The sequence below is a fragment of the Nostoc sp. PCC 9305 genome (assembly GCF_963920915.1).
Classification (GTDB): domain Bacteria; phylum Cyanobacteriota; class Cyanobacteriia; order Cyanobacteriales; family Nostocaceae; genus Nostoc.
On sequence record NZ_CAWUDN010000060.1, the window covers coordinates 1 to 16,473 of the forward strand.

At 50.3% G+C, this 16,473-nt stretch carries 17 protein-coding genes and 1 pseudogene; 2 read left to right on the plus strand and 16 right to left on the minus strand.

What is annotated here, in order from left to right; all coding sequences use genetic code 11:
- Positions 1–375 precede the first annotated feature (375 nt).
- The 5 genes from ACM0OX_RS21460 to ACM0OX_RS21480 all read right to left on the minus strand — a co-directional run bounded on the left by ACM0OX_RS21460 (position 376) and on the right by ACM0OX_RS21480 (position 5,085).
- A complete protein-coding gene (locus ACM0OX_RS21460) occupies positions 376–1,752 on the minus strand; it encodes a dihydrolipoyl dehydrogenase family protein (protein WP_414517004.1) in 1,377 nt (458 codons plus the stop codon).
- Positions 1,753–1,885: 133 nt separating this feature from the next.
- Complete coding sequence (locus ACM0OX_RS21465; RefSeq protein ID WP_414517005.1) at positions 1,886–2,938, minus strand: alpha/beta fold hydrolase; 1,053 nt, start codon at positions 2,936–2,938, stop codon at positions 1,886–1,888.
- A 56-nt stretch (positions 2,939–2,994) separates the two neighbouring features.
- Positions 2,995–4,074 (minus strand): NAD(P)H-dependent flavin oxidoreductase, encoded by a 1,080-nt coding sequence (locus ACM0OX_RS21470; RefSeq protein WP_414517006.1) that lies wholly within the window; start codon positions 4,072–4,074, stop codon positions 2,995–2,997.
- Between the two features lie 18 nt (positions 4,075–4,092).
- Positions 4,093–4,263: a hypothetical protein gene (locus ACM0OX_RS21475; RefSeq protein ID WP_218651792.1), complete on the minus strand. Its 171-nt coding sequence runs from the start codon at positions 4,261–4,263 to the stop codon at positions 4,093–4,095.
- A 249-nt stretch (positions 4,264–4,512) separates the two neighbouring features.
- Complete coding sequence (locus tag ACM0OX_RS21480) at positions 4,513–5,085, minus strand: bleomycin resistance protein (RefSeq protein ID WP_414517050.1); 573 nt, start codon at positions 5,083–5,085, stop codon at positions 4,513–4,515.
- On the opposite strand from ACM0OX_RS21480, the gene ACM0OX_RS21485 reads away from it, so the two are divergent.
- Positions 5,043–5,270 (plus strand): hypothetical protein, encoded by a 228-nt coding sequence (locus tag ACM0OX_RS21485; protein ID WP_414517007.1) that lies wholly within the window; start codon positions 5,043–5,045, stop codon positions 5,268–5,270. The two genes, ACM0OX_RS21480 and ACM0OX_RS21485, sit on opposite strands and share 43 nt — an antisense overlap.
- 96 nt (positions 5,271–5,366) lie before the next feature.
- Here ACM0OX_RS21485 and ACM0OX_RS21490 read toward each other — a convergent pair.
- From ACM0OX_RS21490 to ACM0OX_RS21505, 4 genes and pseudogenes are all read right to left on the minus strand, one after another.
- A pseudogene (locus tag ACM0OX_RS21490) lies at positions 5,367–6,279 on the minus strand (IS982 family transposase).
- A gap of 260 nt (positions 6,280–6,539) precedes the next feature.
- Positions 6,540–8,222 (minus strand): GMC family oxidoreductase, encoded by a 1,683-nt coding sequence (locus ACM0OX_RS21495; RefSeq protein ID WP_414517008.1) that lies wholly within the window; start codon positions 8,220–8,222, stop codon positions 6,540–6,542.
- A gap of 245 nt (positions 8,223–8,467) precedes the next feature.
- A complete protein-coding gene (locus ACM0OX_RS21500) occupies positions 8,468–9,814 on the minus strand; it encodes an epoxide hydrolase family protein (protein WP_414517009.1) in 1,347 nt (448 codons plus the stop codon).
- A gap of 264 nt (positions 9,815–10,078) precedes the next feature.
- Positions 10,079–11,020 carry an aldo/keto reductase gene (locus ACM0OX_RS21505; protein ID WP_414517010.1) on the minus strand — a complete coding sequence of 314 codons (942 nt, stop codon included), beginning with the start codon at positions 11,018–11,020 and terminating at the stop codon, positions 10,079–10,081.
- A gap of 72 nt (positions 11,021–11,092) precedes the next feature.
- Here ACM0OX_RS21505 and ACM0OX_RS21510 point away from each other — a divergent pair, with 72 nt between their 5' ends.
- Positions 11,093–11,338 (plus strand): hypothetical protein, encoded by a 246-nt coding sequence (locus tag ACM0OX_RS21510; RefSeq protein WP_414517011.1) that lies wholly within the window; start codon positions 11,093–11,095, stop codon positions 11,336–11,338.
- Positions 11,339–11,465: 127 nt separating this feature from the next.
- Here ACM0OX_RS21510 and ACM0OX_RS21515 read toward each other — a convergent pair whose 3' ends face one another.
- From ACM0OX_RS21515 to ACM0OX_RS21545, 7 genes are all read right to left on the minus strand, one after another.
- Entirely contained in the window at positions 11,466–11,813 is a 348-nt protein-coding gene (locus ACM0OX_RS21515; RefSeq protein WP_414517012.1) for an NIPSNAP family protein, read from the minus strand.
- 82 nt (positions 11,814–11,895) lie between these two features.
- Positions 11,896–12,606: an SDR family oxidoreductase gene (locus ACM0OX_RS21520; protein ID WP_335054363.1), complete on the minus strand. Its 711-nt coding sequence runs from the start codon at positions 12,604–12,606 to the stop codon at positions 11,896–11,898.
- 55 nt (positions 12,607–12,661) lie between these two features.
- Positions 12,662–13,438, minus strand: coding sequence for an SDR family NAD(P)-dependent oxidoreductase (locus tag ACM0OX_RS21525; protein WP_414517013.1), 777 nt, complete (start codon positions 13,436–13,438; stop codon positions 12,662–12,664).
- A 296-nt stretch (positions 13,439–13,734) separates the two neighbouring features.
- Entirely contained in the window at positions 13,735–14,247 is a 513-nt protein-coding gene (locus tag ACM0OX_RS21530; protein WP_414517014.1) for a YybH family protein, read from the minus strand.
- 399 nt (positions 14,248–14,646) lie between these two features.
- Positions 14,647–15,426, minus strand: coding sequence for a hypothetical protein (locus tag ACM0OX_RS21535; protein ID WP_414517015.1), 780 nt, complete (start codon positions 15,424–15,426; stop codon positions 14,647–14,649).
- Positions 15,423–15,572, minus strand: a complete 150-nt coding sequence (locus ACM0OX_RS21540) for a hypothetical protein (protein ID WP_414517016.1) — start codon at positions 15,570–15,572, stop codon at positions 15,423–15,425. The genes ACM0OX_RS21535 and ACM0OX_RS21540 overlap by 4 nt, the downstream gene beginning before the upstream one ends.
- The gene (locus ACM0OX_RS21545) at positions 15,541–16,335 is read right to left on the minus strand and encodes an SDR family NAD(P)-dependent oxidoreductase (RefSeq protein WP_414517018.1); all 795 of its coding nucleotides are present in this window, start codon (positions 16,333–16,335) and stop codon (positions 15,541–15,543) included. The genes ACM0OX_RS21540 and ACM0OX_RS21545 overlap by 32 nt, the downstream gene beginning before the upstream one ends.
- Positions 16,336–16,473 lie beyond the last annotated feature (138 nt).

Below are 16,473 nucleotides of genomic sequence, written 5' to 3' on the forward strand. Positions count from 1 at the left end.
ATCTTCTACTTAACTTTTCGTTACACAGTTGTAAATTTTTCCGCCCACCTACTTACACAAGTCTCACAAGCGAAGGCAGAGAATATGCTTTTTTCCAACACCTAGAATAATCCACAAAATGATTGATCCTGGGATAATAGAAAGATAATTTCGGGCTGCAAGTTGCCTCATGTCCTCAAAATCGATCATTCAACTCACCGAGAATCTAAAATCTTTGTACATCAAAACAGCCCCAAAATTAAAGGGAAGTGACCGACGACAATTCATGGCAGAAGTTGTCAAAGGATTAGGGATAGGTGGACAGACACTAGTGGAACAAGAGTTAAGATGGAACCGTCGGACTATCCATTTTTTTAGTCATTGGTTACTCCTTTCTTACATATTGGGACAAGTTGGCATATCATCTCCAACGAGTAGCCTTGCAAGACTGGGCAATGCCTCTCCGTAAGTTGGGTGAATGTGAACCGATTGTTCGAGTACCTGCCACGTTGCTTTAGCTTCCATAAGTGACAAAAAGACATGCACCAGTTCAGCGGTTTCGTAACCAACCAGCGTTGCTCCTAAAATCAAATTTGTGTGTGTGTCGATGACCATACGGTAGAAACCCAGATCGTGCCCCCACTCAATGCTACGGGCAATGTGAGCCATTGGCAGGGTGACTTCGCGGGCAGTAATGCCCTGTTTGTGAGCCTGCTCTAGCGTCATGCCTACCCGGCCCACTTGCGGCTCAGTGTAGACGGCATAGCCTAATACTCGATCGTTGCGTGTCCGGTGTTCGCCACACAGAATGGCTTTCAAGCGACGATAGTCTTCCCAAGAAACATGGGTAAAAGCAGGCTGCTTGGCAGCGTCCCCGATCGCATAAATTCCAGCGCAAGTCGTTTGAAACTGATCGTCGATTTTGATAAAACCCTGTGCATCTAATTCAATGCCTGTCACAGCAGAATTTAATGCCTGAGTATTCGGTTTGCGCCCAGTTGCAATCAGCAATGCTTCCCCATCGAGTACTTCAGCATTGTTCAGCGTTAGGGTAAACACACCGTTGGTATAAACAACCTGCTGAACAGTCACATTGAAATGCAGTCCAATTCCGTCTTGCTCAAAGGCATCAGCAAGCACAGCACTGACATCGGATTTTTCTTGAGCCAGCAGGCGATCACCCCGCACAATCAATTTGCTTTGGCTCCCTAAACGTGCCATTCCCTGCCCTAACTCCAGGGCAATATAGCCACCGCCAACTACGAGCAACCGGGGCGGAATTTGCTGCAAATCAAAGAAATTTCGGTTGGTTAGATAAGGCGTTCCAGCTAAACCAGGAATGTCAGGAATAGTAGAGGATGTGCCTGTGTTGATAACAATGAGCGGAGCCTGCACCGTCACACCTCCTCCACTCACAGTTCGCTCTCCGGTGAAAGCAGCTTCAGCGCAGATGACTCGAACCCCTGCACTCTCTAATCGCCGCTTGGTACCCTGGTTAAACTGGCTGCGAATGCTACGCACACGCTCCATCACCGCAGAAAAATCGACTTCAACCTGCGCGTGTATGCCTAGCTTCGCGGCTTGCCCTGCGCGACCTGCGGCATGAGCAGCAGCTAAAAAGGCTTTAGAAGGTGTGCAACCATAGTTTATGCAACTGCCACCCAACGCATCGCGCTCAAACAAAACAACCTTTCGGCCTGCTTTGGCAAAGTCAGCCGCAAGTGGAACTCCGCCCTGACCACTTCCAATTACAATTACATCTGCTGTTTCCATTGTTACCTCTGTTGATAGCTGGTTATTACAGTTTATCGAGTCCGACTGGCTTTGATTAAATCGGCTGCCTTCTCGCCAATCATGTTGGTAGTGCTATAAGGGACATCCAAGAATGAAATACTCAATCCCTACATCAAAAACCGTCAACTTCGACGATGGCCTTTGCAAACTCCTGGGGCGCTTCTTGCGGCAGGTTGTGCCCGACCCCGCCCTTGACGATCCGGTGTGCGTATTTGCCGGAGAATTTCCTTGCGTAGGTGCTGCTGTCGGGGTGTGGCGCACCGTTGGCATCACCTTCGAGAGTGATGGTGGGTATGGAGATCGCAGGGGCTACGGCGAGTCGCTTCTCAAGATCGTCATACTTCGACTCGCCTTCAGCCAGACCGAGCCGCCAGCGATAGTTATGGATGACGATACCGGCATGATCCGGGTTATTGAAAGCAGCCGCGCTACGCTCAAACGTCGCGTCATCGAAGTGCCATTGCGGCGAAGCAAGTTTCCAGATGAGCTTGTTAAAGTCATGCCAGTATTTTTCGTAGCCGGCGCGGCCCCGCTCCGTCGCGAAATAAAATTGATACCACCATTGGAGTTCGGCCTGCGGCGGTAGCGGTGTCTTGTTGGCTTCAGGGCTGCCGATCAAATAACCACTCACGGAGACGAGCGCCTTGCAGCGCTCCGGCCAGAGCGCCGCGATGATGTTGGCTGTTCGCGCGCCCCAATCATAACCAGCGAGAATCGCCTTCTCGATCTTGAGTGTATCCATCAGCGCGATAATATCGACAGCGATCGCCGACTGCTGCCCATTGCGGAACGTCTTGCTCGAAAGAAAGCGCGTCGTGCCATAGCCCCGCAGATATGGGATGATCACCCAGTACCCCGCCGACGCCAACAAAGGAGCGACATCGACATAGCTGTGAATGTCGTAGGGCCATCCGTGCAGGAGGATTACCGGACGACCATTCGCGGGGCCAACCTCAGCATATCCGACATTTAGAACACCAGCATCGATCTGCTTCAGTGAGCCGAACGAGATGTTTGTCCCCGACTTCATCATGGATAAAACTGCTGGTTTTGTTTTGCTTGATTGTGCGCTCGCAGAACCGAATATGCCTAGCTGTGTAGTAGCAATGGTCATAGCCGCAGTACCCAAAAAGCGGCGGCGTTGATGGTTAATTTTCTCGGACATTTCTCTTTTTCCAATTGGATTTAACTCAACTTGGTTTAATTGAATTGGCTATCTGTTTATTTGAGTTGTAAAGAAGCAGTTACGGCAATAAATTCTTGTATGATTTTTTCGATCAGTTCACTTGCCGGGAGAGCTTCGGCTAATGCTGCTCCCTGTCCTGCCCACATACTGACAAAATCTGGACTTGATTGTTGAGCAGAAGTCTGATACAAAACCCGCCCTATAGACATCTGAGCAGGGAATGGTAGTACCTTGTCTTTGTGATTCTCCATTTCACGGATAAATCGATTTCGTATTGCTCTGGCGGGTTTGCCGGAAAATACTTCAGTAATAACCGTGTCTTCGTCCTTACACTTGAGTACAGCCTGCCTATAGACTTCTGGGATATTGTTCTCAGGGCAAGCGAGAAAGGCGGTTCCCATCTGTACCCCGCTTGCCCCAAGTGCAAACGCAGCAACGATTCCACGAGCATCCATGATTCCGCCCGCCGCAACGACCGGAACCGATACCGCATCAGCTATTTGCGGCACCAACGCTACTGTTCCAATCAATCCATGTTCATAAGGTACCGCAAAGGTTCCGCGATGACCTCCGGCTTCAAAGCCCTGGGCTATAATGACATCGACTCCTGCAACGACTAGAGCTTTTGCTTCACTGACGGTCGTCGCAGTTGCTAATACAATTGAGCCTATAGCGTGTATCTCACGAATTGCCTCAATTGGCGCAGGTCCAAAGTGGAAACTAAAAACAGGTACTTTCTCCTCAAGCAGGACAGTAAATTGATCTACAAATGGCCCAAGTATCGGTATTGGTTCAGGAACAGGCCCCGCCTCAAGTTCGTTGTGCCATTTTGTTAATAATTCAGACATCGGTATTTGCTGCTCAGGTGTAAGTTGATATGCTTCAACTGCTGGGGCAAACAAATTAACTCCAAAGGGTTGGTCTGTCAGCTCTCGAATTTGCCTGATAATGGAGCGAAGTTTGGCTGGTGGTGTGGCCGCAGCGCCATAGGAGCCAAGACCTCCTGCATTAGAAACGGCTGCAACCAACTCAGGTGTGGAAGCGCCAGCCATCGGAGCCTGAATTATTGGATGCGCGATTTTGAGCAAATCTATCAGTTCTGTTTTAGGCCACATAAGTATCTCCCACGCTTGCTAAACGATGGTTTCGGGGAAGGTAGCGAACTGGACGCCTTGTTTGCCCAGCTCGCGGATCTTCTTCACGACCTTCTCGACGGTACCCTGCCGACTGTACAGCACGGGACTAATCTGCACGGCGGCGGCTTTAACAATCGTACTGGCAAGGATATTTTTAGTCTTTTTCATTGTTTTATAATTTAATTTACTGTTCATCCCAGGTGATAAAATGATCTCCGGTAACAGCCGATCTCCTCATCTGATACGGGGCAAAGGAACGCTGCCGACACATCTGGGCAAGTTTTGAAGTGAGGACGCGGACTCAGCCCAGCGACCTGAACGCCGCCCTAAGTTCCTGAGCAAAAATCATTGGCTTTGTAAGCCTCTGCTGCTACCTAGTCGCCGACGTACTCGGCGGGTGTGGCAACTCTGGCCGTATCATCTGGAAAGAACATGAAAAACCTCCTCCATGTAACGGTCAGCGGCGGCGGACTCTTCTGGACTGCTGCCATTCTGACGCGCACTCAGGTAGGGCGCGTACCAGTCCCACCAATGATGCTCGGCGTGAGTTTTCTCGTAGCGATCGTGGGACTCTGCCGTCTCGCCAAGAAGGTTTGCAAGGGTTGCAATGTCCATGTCTCGTGCTTGCGTAGAGTTCCAAACGCGACCGGGAAGCCGCGTTTGGATTTCCTGGAGCAGCCAGAGGTTCCCATCTGGGTTCTCGAACAAGGCAAATGAGAAGTAGGAACGACCTTGCGGGTCGCGCCCCAGGATGCGTAGGTTGTCCACGGCGTTGTTGAAGGGGCGGCCGGCGTAGTGGAAGACCTCGCTCACGTTGACACCGCGAGCGATTAAGTCTTCGCGAGCGGCGTCGAGGTCGTCCACGGCGAGGACTAGGCTGTGCGCCGAGCCAGAATTGTTCGGAGTGACTCCCTTGCCGAAGATGATCGAGGCTTCCGAGTTGTACGGTGTCATCTGCACACCACGGAAGTCGCCATCCACCACGTCGATGTCTAGCCGCCAGCCGAGATTCTCGTAGAATGCCTTCGCGCGGTCAACGTCGGAAACCCCTGAACACTAGGACTTCGAGCTTCATGTTTGGACTGTTTACGCGATCGCTACTCATCTTGTTCTCCTTTAGGTTGATGGGTTTGATGTTCAGATTGGTTAGTTTTCATTCTTGGGCGATCGCATGATTGCGGGTTGGGCTGCCTCCAATCAAAGATTGAAGGAACTCACGAAGCGAGTAGAGCGTAATCTGACCATCGCTCAATTTAACGTGAGTTCGACGGTTAAAAAACGGCAGGAGGTAGTGCAGGTAAATCTTTTGGGTAAATATCAATCGACGGTTTTTTGGGCAAGTAGGTGTAAGCAGCCAAACCAGCCATCAAATTGACCAAAAAGTTAAACACACTACGATGCCGAGAGTGTTCTATTTGACACATATTTTTGAGATGGTCATTGACAGACTCAATTACCGCCCGTTTGCGTAAAAGAATTTTATCAATCAGTTTTACCAAACGGTTTTTCATCTTCTTTTTAGATTTAGTGACTAACTCTAAACCTCGTTTGTATAACTCTTCAAATAGTTTTTGCGAGATATATCCTCTATCTCCAAAAAGTTTACCAATTAAGTCTTTAGTCATATCTGGGACTGGTTTACGGTCATCAACATTTGCCGGAGTTAGTTTGAATGCCAGCAATTCTCCTTTGTCGTTGATAATCAAATGAAGTTTAAACCCAAAATGCCAACCCACAGAATTTTTCCCCCATTTCACTAACCCTTTAAAAACTTTATGCGCATGAGAGCGACAATTGTGACACACATCTATCGGCGTGGAATCAATAAAACTAATCCCTGTAATTTCTCCTGTCCGTGTATGAAAAAAACAACACAACAACATTAAACACCAGGGCATGAGTTCTACAAATCTTGTGTAACTGACCAAATTTGGAAACGCTCCACGCCAGCTTTGTAGTACGTGCAACGTGTAGAACTCCTTGAAAGTTTTATAGCCACTACCATGAAATGCGATCGCAATTGTCATTACCTCTGATAAATGCCATTCGGGAAGTGCTGCGGCGCTCTCCCTTTGTGGATGGTAACTGTGGTACTTGTTGCCACAAATTCTCCCACTGCTTACAAAAATCATCTACCTCACAGAATATTTGTACGATATCGAGGCGAGATACAATGGTAGACATAGCCGAGACCCTTATTTTTCTTAGATATTTTTAGTCTCGGCGTTTTTTTGTGCCTTTTTTACTCATTCTCAATTAATCTTAGCGATCGCCTCGGCGGGCGCTTTGTACCATCGCAACATCTACCCAGGTTCTCATGTTTCATATCTAGCAAGCTTTTTGCCGTTTTCTATCCGTCGAACTCACGTCAATTTAGACCACTCAAGTTCTTTGAGTTAACACGCGACTTAGATGTGCGTCCGCCAATGAAAAGTGCGGTGGTTTTATTGCACGCTTGAGTCTGTTTTTACGGTGGATTGTAGCTGGTGTTCGAGATGTAAAATTTCCTCTGCCCGCTCCCCGACTATTACGCAGGGAGCCATCGTGTTACCGGTCGTTACTCGTGGCAGAATCGATCCATCAGCAATCCGGAGATTGTCGATTCCATAAACTCTCAGGTTGCTATCCACCACTGACATAGCATCCTGTCCCATCTTTGCGGTACAGGTTTCGTGCCAGAAACTCGTCGCGGCATCTCGAATAAAACGTTCGAGTTCGGCCCCTTTCAAATTACCTGGCATTACTTCTCGCTTGACAAACGGACGAAGTGGAGCAGAGTTACCGACTTCGCGGCAGAGTTCTATGCAGGCGATCGCGGTTTTGAGATCATCTGGGTCAGACAGAGTGTTTGCATCAATCACAATCGGGTCGGATGGATTAGCTCTCGTTAGGCGCAGGCGGCCTCGGCTTTTGGGATGGGCGATCGCCCCAAATAACGTCCAGCCTGCATCAGGCAGCCCAAACCGGACGGCATTCTCAGCACTGGATTTTGGCACCTCGGCCTGACAGACAAATAAATCTGGACTGTCAAGCCCGGACTGGCTGGTTGAGAAAAAGATTGCCTCGGACAAGTTGTTTCTTGGTTGGAGAGCGGTTTTATATTCCCAGACACAATCGAATGCAACATGGTCTTGAAAATTTTGCCCCACACCGGGAAGGTGCTGCACGACCGGAATTCCCAAACGCTGCAACTCAGCCTCATCGCCAATGCCAGATTGCATCAGCACCTTCGGCGTATGGATCGCACCGAGCGACAGTACAACTTCGACTGCCGCACCAATGCGATAGAGTGTGCCACGGTAAGAAATCTCCACGCCAGTGGCACGCTTACCCTGGAACGTCAGCCGCGTCACCAGTGCATGAGTGAGAACCGTCAGATTGGGTCGATCCAGATAAGGGAAGACGTAGGAGCGGAAGATAGATTCGCGCTTGCCATTGCGGACTCGCACATCGCTGATAGCGGCGCCCTTCACTGCTTCCATCATGCGACCGTTCGGATTCTCGAAAGTAGGAATACCGACCGATCGCGCTCCTGCGATCGTTGCGGGTGCGATCGGGTTTGGATCTGGCGCGGGCTGCACAAAGACGGGTCCTCCCGTTCCCCGGTACATCGGGTCTGGCGCACCATGCCAATCTTCCAGGCGGCGATAGAGATTCAAGACCGATTCATAGCCCCAGGCTGGATCATTCACTTCAGCGGCGAAGAGATCCCAATCGTGCTGGTGTCCGCGTGCCCAAACCATGACGTTGATGCTTGATCCACCGCCAAGTACTTTGCCCATCGAGAACGGAATTGAACGATCGTTGACATGGGGATTCGGCTGTCCCTGGAAGCTCCAGTCGCGATCGCTTCCAAGATTCATAAACCATTGATTCGCGGTGACAACACTGGGTACATCATCGGTGCCGCCAGCTTCAAGCAGTAGAACGCTAACATCCGGGTTCTCAGCCAGTCTGCGGGCAACTACTGAGCCAGAAGATCCAGATCCGCAAACAATAAAATCGTACTGGTGTCTTAGTTCAGAGGTGAGCTTGTGCTGGTTGCTGCGGACGCGATCAGTGAAATTGTCATCATTACTGGTGCTACCCGGATCGTTGTCCCGTTCATGCTCAAAATTCGTTTTCATTGGGTCTACCTTGCTTTCAAAATTGAAATGATTCCGTTATATCTGTCACTCGGCTCAAAATCGGTAGAGATGCTTAAGTTCCGCCACTTTCGGTCAGCTTCAAACCGTGCGATGTCACTCTGCTCCACTGCATGAGCAGTATCACTTCCGAGCAGAAGCCGCAGTTGTTAAAGAGTAGCGACGATTATGATTAATTTCTTGGGACACGTGCCGACCTCCTTGTAGTTATGTTCTTTCTAAAGCAGTCATTTTGACGCGCGCAGCGATCTGAACGCTGCCCTGAGTTCTTGAGTAAAAATCGTTGGCTGCTCCCACGCCGCGAAGTGTCCGCCCTTTTCCACTAGGTTATAGTGGATGAGTTTGGGATACGCCCGCTCTGTCCAACTTCGCGGGGCTGCATATATCTCATCAGGAAAGACGCTCACGGCAACCGGAATGGCGACGTGTTTAGGGTCGAAAAAGACAAACTTATTCTCCCAATACAGACGAGCCGAAGAGACAGCCGTGTTCGTCAACCAGTAAAGCGTGATGTTGTCGAGGATATCGTCTCGCGTCAGTCCCTCAGACTGTCCGTCAAAGACACGTGCGATGAGCGCATAGCTGCGTGCATCGTGGTCGAGTATCCAGGCAGCCAGACCGATCGGTGAATCCGCAATGCCGTACAGCGTTTGCGGGCGGTTCGCCATCTCCTGAGCGTAGCCAAGTCCGTGCTTATAGAAAAAGTCGAGCTGATCCCACGCGTTCTTCTCTTCGGCTGAGAAACCGGATGGCGGTGGGTCGCCGAACTTGAGTGCTTTTGCAACATCGGCTGGAACAGTGGCAGGCATGTTGGTATGAATGCCGAGCAGTCCCGGAGGTGTCAGCAGGGCCATTTGCTCTGTGACTGCATTCCCCCAATCACCCCCTTGCGCCACAAATCGCGAGTAGCCAAGGCGCTGCATCAGCACAACCCAGGCGCGTGCGATACGGGCAGGGTCCCAGCCGGTCGTGGTCGGCTTGCCTGAAAAACCATAGCCTGGAAGCGAGGGAATCACGAGGTCAAAAGCGTCCGCTGCATTGCCGCCATATGCCGTGGGGTTGACCAGTGGCTCGATAATCTTCAGTTGCTCGATGATCGATCCGGGCCAGCCGTGCGTGACGATGAGCGGCAAGGCGTTTTCCTGGTTGGATCGAATGTGAATGAAATGAATATCAAGTCCATCGATCGTGGTGATAAATTGCGGTAGAGTTTTCAGTTTCGCCTCAACCTTGCGCCAGTCGTAATCGGTTGCCCAATAGCGCGCGAGTTTCTGAGTTGTTGCGAGCTGCACACCCTGCGACTGATCGGCGACCGTCTCCTTTTCGGGCCATCGCGTTGCTATGATGCGACGGCGGAGGTCGTCGAGTGCCGCTTGCGGAACGTTGATGTGGAAGGGACGGATTGTAGTTGTGTCGGTGTGCAAGGTTTCAAGTTGAGTCATGGTGGTCTCCTTTGGTGTTACTTTGCTGTATTGGGCATTGGCAGAACCGAATCGACCTAGCTGTGTAGTCGCAATGGTCATGGCCGCAATGCCCAAAAATCGGCGGCGTTGATGGTTGATTTTTTCAGACATTGATCTTTGTCCAATTGGGTTTAACCCAACTTGCTGTAATTGAACCGGCTGTCTGTTTCAAATGTGGGTATTAGTGTTGGTCTAGCCAAGAAAAAGCGGTTAGGACTCGCGCCAAAATAAGTTACCCAGTTTTACCTTAGAAAAGAGGAAGAATGAAAGAGAAAATGTTGATTTAGCGTCTTTTCACCTTTTTCTATAACTTTTAAAACAGGTAAGTTATTTCTGCGCGGCTACTTAGCTTTATTTTCCGTCGATAACAACCGTTCACTTGGTCCGAGGAATGAATCCAGGCACGCCGGTATCGACCACTGCGTTGAAGCGGACTCTGGTCGTGATGCGGTCGCTAATTTCCAGCATAGCCTCTTTGGGCAAGGTCGAGATATCAAAGCTCTCTTGTATATGGCGAGGGGATGTCGAGGTGGTCAGGAGAGCGGTACCGCGTTGTACAGCCCAGGCCAGCGCGACTTGCTCTGGGGTCCGGTGGACGAGCTCCGCAACAGCCGCGATTATCGGGTCTTCCGTAACTTTTGGCTCCATCGAATGACCCAGTGCGGCAAATGCGAGTAGGATAATACCCTGTTGCTGGCAAAACTTGAGGAGATCCCACTCGGGGAGATACGGATGGGATTCAACCTGCACCACGGCAGGCTTAATTCGCGCCACGGCAACGATCTCTTTCAGCCGCTCCAAACCGATATCCGATAAACCTATCGATTTACACCGACCGCCATCCACCAGGCGCTCCATCGCGTGCCATGTGTCCACCAACGTGACACCAGGATCGTAGATGATCTGCCCATGATCGTCCCTCGGTTCCTGTTCATCGCCCGGCTGAAAAGCAAACGGGGTGTGGATAAGATAGCAATCGACATAGTCGATTTGTAGTCGCTGGAGACTTGCCTCGAACGCAGGCTGGACACGCTCTGGACGATGGTTGTTGTTCCATAGCTTTGTGGTGACGAAAACGTCCTCCCGCTGGATGCCCCCTACCTTGAACACCTCTTGCATCGCCTCGCCGACGACGGCTTCGTTGTGGTATCGCTCCGCGCAATCGAGATGCCGAAATCCCGCTTCCAATGCAGCCTTGGTCGCTTTCTTGGTCGCAAGAGGATCGGGGATGAGTGTTCCAAACCCGAGCGCCGGCATGGCGCCAGATCCATGAGTGAGAGGTATTGTCGTATAGCGAAGCGTGTCTTGGGTAACCATGTTTATACTCCTTGTTTTGACGTGACGAGATACAGGAACTCTTGGAAGGTGTTGCAACGAAGATCCGGACTAGTGACGGAGCAAGACTCAGGCGCCCCAGGACGAAGAGCGAATCACCTTGCAAAAGTTTCCTCGCTGAAAATGAGGCTCTTTGTCAGCGATGTCATCGCTCTTGACGTTGCCAAAAGTCGAGTCTGGCTTGTGCTTGATGCCGTCGTAGAACGCCTGAATGATGTCTTCCTTGAACTTCGGCGCGCCAACGTGCTGTTAGGAATAGAGGCGGCTTCGGTGATCAAGGTTATGTTACTAACTCCATAACGTACTACCTAGATTGCGTTTACAAACTGATGTTGAATTAACTATGGTTACGTAGTGTCTGTCCACATTACTCAGCTGTGATAGTGAGGCGAGTTGTGGGTTTGAGTTCCGTCGCTCGCCCCACCGCTCACTTCACCGAGGAAAAGGCGGTCGGTTGAAGCAGTTCGTTGCTGATGTTTTGCACGAGTGGGCCGTCCTTCTCACTCTCTTTACTGATCGCGATCCATTCGGGGTCGGCGAGAAATGCACTCCAACGCTCCTGACGCTCAGCCATGCTGTCCCAAGCGAGCAGGTAGGTGAGTTGCTGGTTGCTCTCGCCAATTAGCGTCGTCCAGAATCCAGCCTGGCAGATGCCATGCTTTTCCCAAATCCGCAACGTGTGGTTCTGAAAGCGCGAAAGCAGTGCTGGTAGTCGTCCGGGCATGGACTGATAAATGCGTAATTCGTAGATCATTCCTTTATCGAGTTGAGTCATGATATGTGCTTCTTTAAAAGCTTTACGATCAAGCAATCGTGTTTGAGAGTGTCATAGCCATTTTTCTGAGCGCAAGGCGGCGTTAGTGACCCGCACTCTGACCACCATCAACGTGAAGGATTTCGCCCGTGACAAAGTTGGCTGATTCCAGGTAGAGGATTGCATCGACGATGTCAGAGATTTCGCCCATACGACCGAGCGGGTGCATGGCAGCGAGCTGTGCATAGGTCTCGGCAGGGTGCATTGGCGTCTTCATGTTACCCAGCGCGATCGCGTTCACCCGGATACCACGCTTGGCATACTCGATCGCCAGCGATTTGGTTGCAGCATTTAGTCCGCCTTTTGTCAGCGACGCGAGTACAGACGGTACGCCAGCGATGGGGTTGTCAACCAGGCTCGTCGAAATCTGCACGATATGACCGCTACCCTGCTTCTCCATCTCGGCGATCGCCAGTTGCGTCATGTGAAAGAAGCCAGTGACGTTAGTGCCCAGATATACCTCGTAGTCTGCCTCGGTGTATTGGGTAAATGGCTTGGCGATGAAGATACCAGCATTGTTGATGAGCGTGTCAATGCGCCCAAATCGGGTCACGCCTTCGATGATCGCACGCTCGGCAGTTTTTCGATCAGCGATGTCGCCTGACACCGCCAGGATTGCATCATCATCCGATGGCTGAATTGAGCGTGAGATTGCAACCACCCGATAATTGCGATCGCGGTACGCCTTGACAAGAGCTGCGCCAATGCCCTGCGACGCGCCGGTAATCACAGCGACTTTCTGTTCGATGCCCATAATAAAACTCCTTTATGTGTTTGAGGGGTTGATGAAACAAAGAATGTCAAAAGATTTATGCACTGCGGAAAGTCGCTCCACCGATTGGAGAACCAACAATGCCACCATCAACAAAAAGTTCAACCGACTGGACATAGGATGAGTCGTCTGAGGCAAGAAAGAGGACTGCTTTGGCAATCTCGTCCGCTTCTCCCAAACGACCTAGTGGAGTCGCTGCTGCCCATTCCTCTGTCAGTTCGTCCGCCTTCTTAGGTGGAGTAGACCCACGGCTCCAGATGGGAGTTTTGATTGCTCCTGGTGCGACAACATTGACTCGAATGTTGCGGGGAGAAAGTTCAGATGCGATCGCTCTCGCCATGCCGCGAACACCCGCCTTGCTTGCTGCGTAGGCTGCCCTGCCGGGACTACCCAGCGAACCGATAACCGAACTGTTCAAGATAATTGAGGAGCCATCATTAAGCAGTGGCAGTGCGGCTTGGACTGTAAAGAAAACGCTGGTAAGATTGACGCGAATGATGTTCTCAAACACCGCTTCATCAGCGCTGCCTATGGGTGTAGCTCCAGCAATACCAGCGTTAGCGAAGATGATATCTAGACTGCCGAAGCGTTGACCAATTTTGCTGAAAAGGTCGGCACGGGCATTGGAGTCCGTCACGTCTGCACGATAGGCAACGGCTTTTAAACCCAGTTCTTTGACAGCAGCATCGAGCGTCTTCTGATCTCGACCCGTGATTGCGACTTCAGCCCCTTCGTGAATGAAGAGTCTAGCGGTGGCAAAGCCAATGCCGCTGTTTCCCCCGGTAATCAGTGCCTTCTTACCTTCAAGCTTCATAACAATCTCCTTTGGAAAGTGAATGTGTGAATATTGCAAATTACCGTCCGGGAGTGCGTGTCTTCACCTCTCTGCGCTCAACCCCGTCACAATACTTGTCGGGTTTTGGGGAAAAGGGGAAAGGGGAAAGAAAAAATCTTTAACCTTTACCCCAAACCTAATGCCGAGTTAAAAATGCACAAAGCGAGCAGTATTGCACCCCGTCACAACAACTTTTGCACCTTCGTCGTCAAACGCTTGAGCCGTTGCCAGTTCACTTTGCAGTTTATGTTTATCGCATCAATCTGTCGTGGAGATCACGCCACAACTTTCTCGTTTACAGCAAGTTGATACGCTTCCAGCAGTTTCACATTGTCGATCGATCCGTGATGATGAATCTGTCGCCACCCACCGTCATTTTCTGAGTACTGAAAACAGCGGCTCGTTCTGAATCTAAGTGGAATAATGCGATCTTTAGTTGTAAATTCACCGCGCTCTTCTCCAGCAAAGATGGCTGTCTTTCCACTGAAGTACTCTACAATATCCTCGAACTCAACCCAGACGTTTAACGATCCTGTGAAAAGTTTGGAGTAGAGATCGCGAATCGGTTCATAGCCTCGGAGCATTCCTCCCACCGGATTGTTTAGTTGAACCAGTGGACAGTTGAGCCAAATCTGAGTAAGTGTCTCAATCGAGTGCTGATTGAAGGCATAATAGAACGTTTCAAGTGCCGCACGCGCCCCTGCTTCTGATGGCTGAGTCGCTTCATTAAGCAAGTTACGAGCCGTTTTGCCATAGCCCGTGGTGAAATGGTTTACTATAAAGGTCATTGATTTTGCTCTCCGTTTTCTTATCCGGACGTGGGATTTGTGACTTCAAGGGGCGATCGCTTTGCCCGCCGCAGGCATCGCTTACGGCTTTCAAGTGATGCAGATGTTCTATAATCGAATGGCACTAAGAAAAGCGCAAATGTATTATTTACAAGGGTTTCATCATTTGGAAAAAATGTAGACTAATGAAGCAGCGATGGCGCAAGCGCCCGCCTTCTCTACGAGACGCTTCGCGAACGGCATCGCAAATGGAGAGTTGCAAATTATTCTGATTCCCGGTCTTAAACCTATTAGTTTTCTAAACCCCTTATCAGGCAACTATTTCAGCTTTACAAGCGTGCCATTCGGTTCTAAATGTTTTAGTCGCGCCAATTAGATTCCAAAATAAGCTTTTCACTATCAAAGCGTTCCTGAGACTAATTCATTGCCTGAGGGTTGGAAATTAATGGCTGGTTCTAGCTCACTGAACTTGATGTCGTTGAGTTGGATCGATACAATAAGGGGTTCCTTGAGGGGTGACAAGTCAGGCTGCCGGATGTAAACCAGACGCTTGGTGGGTATGATAATCCCCGATACCTCTGTATGATCCCAAAGATAATGCACACTAGGTATGCCCCCGCTGATTTCCACATCGTAATCGTGCCGTCGGATTAACCCATATTTGTCGATGTAAAAGGTCTGCACTTTACTGTGCGTGGCGATGTAGGGCGGAAAGGTCACTTGCAGTCTTCGCCAGGTTTCGCCGTTTTCCTGCCAGGGTTCTATTTCTTCTACTTCATAACCCGGTAAGGTGAAGGTGAACGGGTTGGTTAAATAATTCCACATCGCATAGCCAGCAAAATAAGCTAACTGAAGGTTTGTCCACGGGGTTTGCTGGGTGTGATCCTTAAAGGACGATCGCGGATGCAGTAGTTCTTCAATTACTGTGCCATCTGTGGCTTCAATTGCCACCCGTTCTGCTTCCAGTGAAGTATGTTGATTAGGAGCGCCAAAGGGGGTATGGGATGCCCATTCACGGTGCAGGTCAACGGTTACATCGATCTCATCCAACATTCCGGCTTTGCCTTTGATGTTCCAAAGTACCCTGCCATTCACCAAGTGTGCAGAAACCGCTTTAAACTGCTTCCACCGCTCCATACCGCCGTGCGCGTTGATGGTTAATGCTAGTAAGTCATTCATCTTCGTTTTCTTTCATACAGGACAAAAGCTTGCGCTTTAATCTCGCTCGTTTCGGCACCGATGCGTCTCGCCATAAAGCGCTCAAACTCAGGATTAAATGTAGCGATCGCAGAGTTACGAGACGAGGTGATAGCGGGCTGCGGCATCCACCTGATTAAAATTTGGAAGCATGATCTGACGAGCAGCGTCGAAGGTGTTCCACTGCTCTGCATCGGGAAGCGACGGGATTGTGACAGTTTCGCGGCGATCGAAGCCAACAAGGGCAGCATCCACCAGTTCATCAACTTCCATAGTAGGCGGTAGCGCATTCATATCCCAACCTGAGCGCTCCCAGATTTCCGTCCGCGTTGATGCTGGTAGCACAGCTTGAACATAGACACCTTTGGAGCCAAGCTCAAAGTGGAGACCCTGGGTGAGGAAGAGGACGAAGGCTTTGGTTGCACCATAGATGGTCAAACCGAATTCTGGTACTAACGCAACCACCGAACTGATGTTAATAATCACGCCATCGCCTGTCTTGGCGAACCGTGGGACAACGGCACTCGTAAGCCGTGTTAGTGCTGTGATGTTGAGGTTGATGATTTTAGCCACCTCGTCCGGGCTTTGATCTACGAAACTGCCAGTAATACTGGCACCTGCGTTATTGATTAGGATACTAATGTGCGTGTCAGTACGTAACCGCTCCTCCACCTGGGCGAGTTCACCAGCATCGGTGAGATCCGCCTGAAGGATGTCAACTGCCACCCCGGTTTCCCGGCGTAGTCGTTCGGCTAGAGCTTCCATTCGGGTGCGGTCACGCGCTACCAGCACGAGATCGTAGCCACGCTTTGCGAAGCGATCGGCATAGACAGCACCGATTCCACTGGATGCTCCAGTAATAAGTACGCTCTTATTGACTAGTTGGTTCATGGTATTGCTCCTTTGTGAATATGTACAAACATTTCTTAGTGAATAAATGGGTTGGAGACACCTTGGTTTTTCCAACCGTCTTCCTATCCCCCAAATTTGGGAGGCTCAAAGTGAGGCACTCCCAATGAATGATTCCAT